Annotated in this window: 2 protein-coding genes; both read left to right on the top strand. The window is 37.5% G+C overall.

Annotated features, from left to right (window positions below; translation table 11 throughout):
• The first annotated feature begins 228 nt into the window (after positions 1-228).
• Complete coding sequence (locus O9334_RS07550; protein ID WP_287999773.1) at positions 229-972, top strand: DUF1995 family protein; 744 nt, start codon at positions 229-231, stop codon at positions 970-972.
• A 172-nt stretch (positions 973-1,144) separates the two neighbouring features.
• Positions 1,145-4,459 carry a DUF7149 domain-containing protein gene (locus O9334_RS07545; protein ID WP_287999772.1) on the top strand — a complete coding sequence of 1,105 codons (3,315 nt, stop codon included), beginning with the start codon at positions 1,145-1,147 and terminating at the stop codon, positions 4,457-4,459.
• Positions 4,460-4,562 lie beyond the last annotated feature (103 nt).

The following is a 4,562-nucleotide window of genomic DNA, read 5'->3' as shown; positions in this document are numbered from 1 at the left end:
TCAACCCTACTATGAATCAACCCTACTATGAATCAACCCTACTATGAATCAACCCTACTATGAATCAACCCTACTATGAATCAACCCTACTATGAATCAACCCTACTATGAATCAACCCTACTATGAATCAACCCTGCCTTTTATAAAAATTAAAATCTTTCTGATTTTAAGCCACCGACGACCAGAGGTAGTCACTGATAACTGCTCACTGATAACTGATTACTGAAATGACCCTACCCAATTCCCTAGAAGAAACAATCCTGCAAGCAAAAGCCGCCGCTCAACTGGCTCTAGAATCGGGAGCTAGACGCATACAAGTGGAATTAGTTATCCCAGAAATTGCCCTGCAAGCGCAAGCTTTAGCCCTTGATTTTACCTCTATTTTTGACAGTTATGGTTCTGGTTTAAGGGTAATTTTTCCCGATACTGGAGCCGCCATGTTAGCTCGACGGGATTGGGGAGAAACAGTTTTTCAACTGGGAGATTTAGGTAGTCGTTTTATTCCCATCGAAAACAAAATTAAGCCCGAAGATGAAGTTTTTTTAGTTGTTTGCCCCTCCTCGGTTGAGATTAATTCCGTAGAAAAACTCTGTTACCTGGCCGAAGATCGCCCCGTAGTTCTTCTGATTCCCCAATTGGAAGATGTATCGGTAGTGGGTATCGGTTACGCAGCCCGACAATTGCGAGAAAGATTTTTAAGTATCCTAGAAAGTTGTTATTATTTTCGTCCCTTGGAATCAGCGATCGTGTATCGTTCCTATCCTTCCATGTGGCAAGTTTGGCTCGAAAAAGAAGACGGTTACGAGTTAATTTCCGAACAATCCACTAAACCCATGGGCGAAGCTTTAGAAAATCTGATTCTGAAAGCTTCTAGTAATAATCCTAAGGATGGTTCTAATCCTGCTAATAAAGCCAAAAAGTCCGGTTTATTTGCCACTATGGGACGCTTCTTAAAAGCATTGCAACAGTGACATACTCCCCCCGTCAAGCTAGGCTGTGACCGGGTATTTTTTCCCCATTGCTGTTAGAAATTCCTTACTTCGACGGATTACCTCGATTGCAACTTTTATCCTTCTATTTTAACCGATCATTTGGCAATGCTATAATAAGATTAGTCGGTAGTTTCCCTAGAGGTAAACTTTTATGATCGTCAATAAGCGAGAACTCAAGCAAGCCTTAAATCGGGTGTACTTAAAAATCAAGCCTGATACTGAAACAATTCAGGTTTTTCAAGCTAATTTGACGCGCTTGTTGGAGCAATGTGACAGCAAAAAGTCGGAAGAGTTTAATAAAAATTTGCTGATAGATTTTTTAAAAAATACCTATTATACCGATCGCTATTTTATCAATACAAAAGAGCGCATCGATCTGGTGATTCATAATAACCAGGATGTTAAAAGTCCAGTGGGGGTGATTTTTGAGACGAAGAAACCTACTCGGACAATAAATGCAGAAATGCCAAGACTGGATAATCTCAATACTAAGGCTTTTCAGCAGTTAGTTTTATATTTTCTCCGCGAAAGGGTGACGGATAAAAATCTTGAGATTAAACACTTGATCGTGACAAATATTTATGAGTGGTTTATTTTCGATGGCAAGATTTTTGAGGAGTTGTTTTTTGCTAATAAGGCTCTAGTTAACCAGTTTTGCGATTTTGAAGCCGGGAGACTGAGTAGTACGAAAACGGATTTTTTCTATCAACAAATTGCCGAACCAGCGATCACTAAAGTTATTGAGCAAATTAAATTTACCCATTTTGATCTGCGAGATCTGGAAAATTTAGATTTGCTTGATATTTACAAGATTCTTTCGCCAGAACATTTACTTAAGTTACCTTTTGTTAATGATAGCAATACTTTAAATAAGCCTTTTTATAATGAGCTTTTGTATATTATCGGTTTGACGGAAATTAAGGAAAAAGGGAAGAAGTTAATCGGACGAATGAAAGAAGGCGATCGCTGTGATGGTTCCCTGATTGAAAATGCGATTAGTCGGTTGGATAGTCTAGATAAGACTTCAAAATTAACTGAAGAGTTTGGAACTACGGATGAGGAACGGCTTTATAATGTGGCGTTGCGGTTATCAATTAATTGGATTAATCGGGTTTTATTTCTCAAACTATTGGAAGCGCAATTAATTAAATATCATCAAGGCGATCGAGATTTTGCTTTTCTCAATTTGGCGAAAGTTCCCAGTTATAGTGATCTCGATAGTTTGTTTTTTGATGTGTTAGCCACGGAGAAAAATAAGCGCGAGGCTAAGGTTAAAACGATTTTTGCTCATGTACCTTATTTAAATAGTTCGCTATTTCTACCAACGGAGACGGAAGACCAAACGATTTTTATTGACAAGTTGAGGGAGCGAACTTTACCCATTTTTGCAGGTACGGTGCTAAAAGATAATCAGGGTAATAAGCGAGTAGGTGAGTTAAATGCGTTGGCTTATTTGTTTGAGTTTTTGGATGCTTATAAATTCGATCGAGATGAGTTAGAAAATCCTCAAGAAGATAGCGAAAAGTTAATTAATGCTTCGGTGTTGGGGTTAATTTTTGAAAAGATTAATGGTTATAAGGACGGTTCTTTTTATACGCCGAGTTTTATTACCATGTATATGTGTCGGGAAACGATACGAAGAGCGATCGTGCAGAAGTTTAATGAAGTAAAAGGCTGGAATTGTCAAAGTTTGGATAATTTATATGAACGAATTGAGGATAAAAGAGAGGCAAATGTTATTATTAATAGCCTGAAGATTTGCGATCCGGCGGTGGGTTCGGGACATTTTTTGGTTTCCGCTTTGAATGAGATAATTGCGATTAAGAGTGAGTTACGGGTTTTATTAGATAGTTCGGGTAAGTCGCTAAAAGATTATCGGGTAGAGGTACGAAACGATAAGTTATTGGTTTACGATGATGAGGGGACTTTATTTGCTTATCATCCGAATAATAAAGAAAAGCAACGGGTACAGCAAGCCTTATTTCATGAGAAACAGACGATTATCGAAGGGTGTTTATTTGGGGTGGATATTAACCCTAATTCCGTGACAATTTGTCAGTTGCGGTTATGGATTGAGCTTTTAAAAAATGCTTATTATCGAGAGGATGGCAATTTAGAAACTTTGCCAAATATTGATATTAATATCAAGTGTGGTAATTCTTTGATTAGTCGGTTTGGGTTGGATGTGGATGTTAAACAGGTTTTACAGAAGCAGAAGTTTAGTATTGAGGAATATCGCAATGCGGTACAGACTTATCGCAATGCGGAAAATAAGGAACAAAAGCGGGAGATGGAAACGCTGATTGCTAAGATTAAGGCTGGGTTTAGTGCTAATTTATTAATTAGTGATCCTAAGAAAGTGAAGTTACGTCAATTACAAGGGGAACTTTATAATCTGGAAAATCAGGGTTTATTGTTTGAGGAGACTAAGACGGAGCAAAAAGCGCGGGAGAAAAAAGTAACTAAGTTAAATAATGAGATTGATAAGCTAACTGCTGAAATTGCAGATATTGAAAGCGGTAAGCTGTATAATAATGCTTTAGAATGGCGGTTTGAGTTTCCTGAAGTGTTGAATGATAACGGGGATTTTGTCGGGTTTGATGTTGTCATTGGGAATCCTCCTTATATTCGTCAGGAAGAAATTAAGGAATTAAAACCAACTTTACAAGAATCTTATCAATGTTATACGGGTGTTGCTGATTTGTTTGTTTATTTTTATGAGTTGGGTTTAAACCTGTTAAAGCCTAAAGGTCATTTAACTTATATTTCCTCTAATAAATATTTTCGCGCAGGTTATGGTGAAAAGTTGCGTCAACTTCTGGGAGATTCAACCACAATTTACAATTTAATTGATTTTGGTGATTTCCCTGTTTTTGAAGAGGCGATAGCTTATCCAAGTATTATCACTTTAAGCAAAAATAAATCTGAAAATAATCAATTACAAGCTTTATCCTGGGATGAAACGAAAAAACAAGATATTGCACAGTTTGCAACGGTATTAGAGCAAGATGGGTTAATAATTGCTCAAGAAAATTTAAAGCCTGATGGTTGGCGTTTAGAGTCTTCGCAAATTTTGGATTTATTAGCTAAGTTGCGTAATGCGGGTCAGCCTTTGGGTGAATATGTGGAAGGTAGATTTTACTATGGAATTAAGACAGGATTTAATGAAGCTTTTGTAATTGATCGCGCAACCCGTGACAGATTAATTAATGAGCATCCTTCCTCTGCTGAAGTGATTAAACCTTTTCTGCGCGGTCGTGATGTTAAAAGATGGTGTGTTGATTTTGCAGAGCAGTATTTAATTAAAATAGAATCCTCTGAAAATAAAGAACATCCTTGGTCTAAGTTAAGCGAACAAGAAGCTGAGAAAATTTTCGATGAAACCTATCCTGCAATTTACAAGCATTTTTCTCAATTTAGGAAATCACTCTCAAGGGGTGACAGAAAGGTTAAAGAGCTTGCTTGATAAGGCTCATAGCCGTTAACCCTTTGGAGAAATAAGGGTTTTTCTGGGGTTTGAGGCGTATCAAAGAAAGGGCAAGTTCCGAAAAAATATCCATCGACTCAAC

The organism is Microcystis sp. LE19-8.1F (assembly GCF_027531715.1).
Classification (GTDB): Bacteria; Cyanobacteriota; Cyanobacteriia; order Cyanobacteriales; family Microcystaceae; genus Microcystis; species Microcystis wesenbergii_A.
Note: the sequence above shows the minus strand (reverse complement) of the source record. Positions and strands in the feature narration are given on the sequence as shown.

What these genes read in the sequence shown, in the direction of transcription:
- O9334_RS07550 (WP_287999773.1), top strand. Translation starts at nt 229, where the DNA reads ATGACCCTACCCAATTCCCTAGAAGAAACAATCCTGCAAGCAAAAGCC.
- O9334_RS07545 (WP_287999772.1), top strand. Translation starts at nt 1,145, where the DNA reads ATGATCGTCAATAAGCGAGAACTCAAGCAAGCCTTAAATCGGGTGTAC.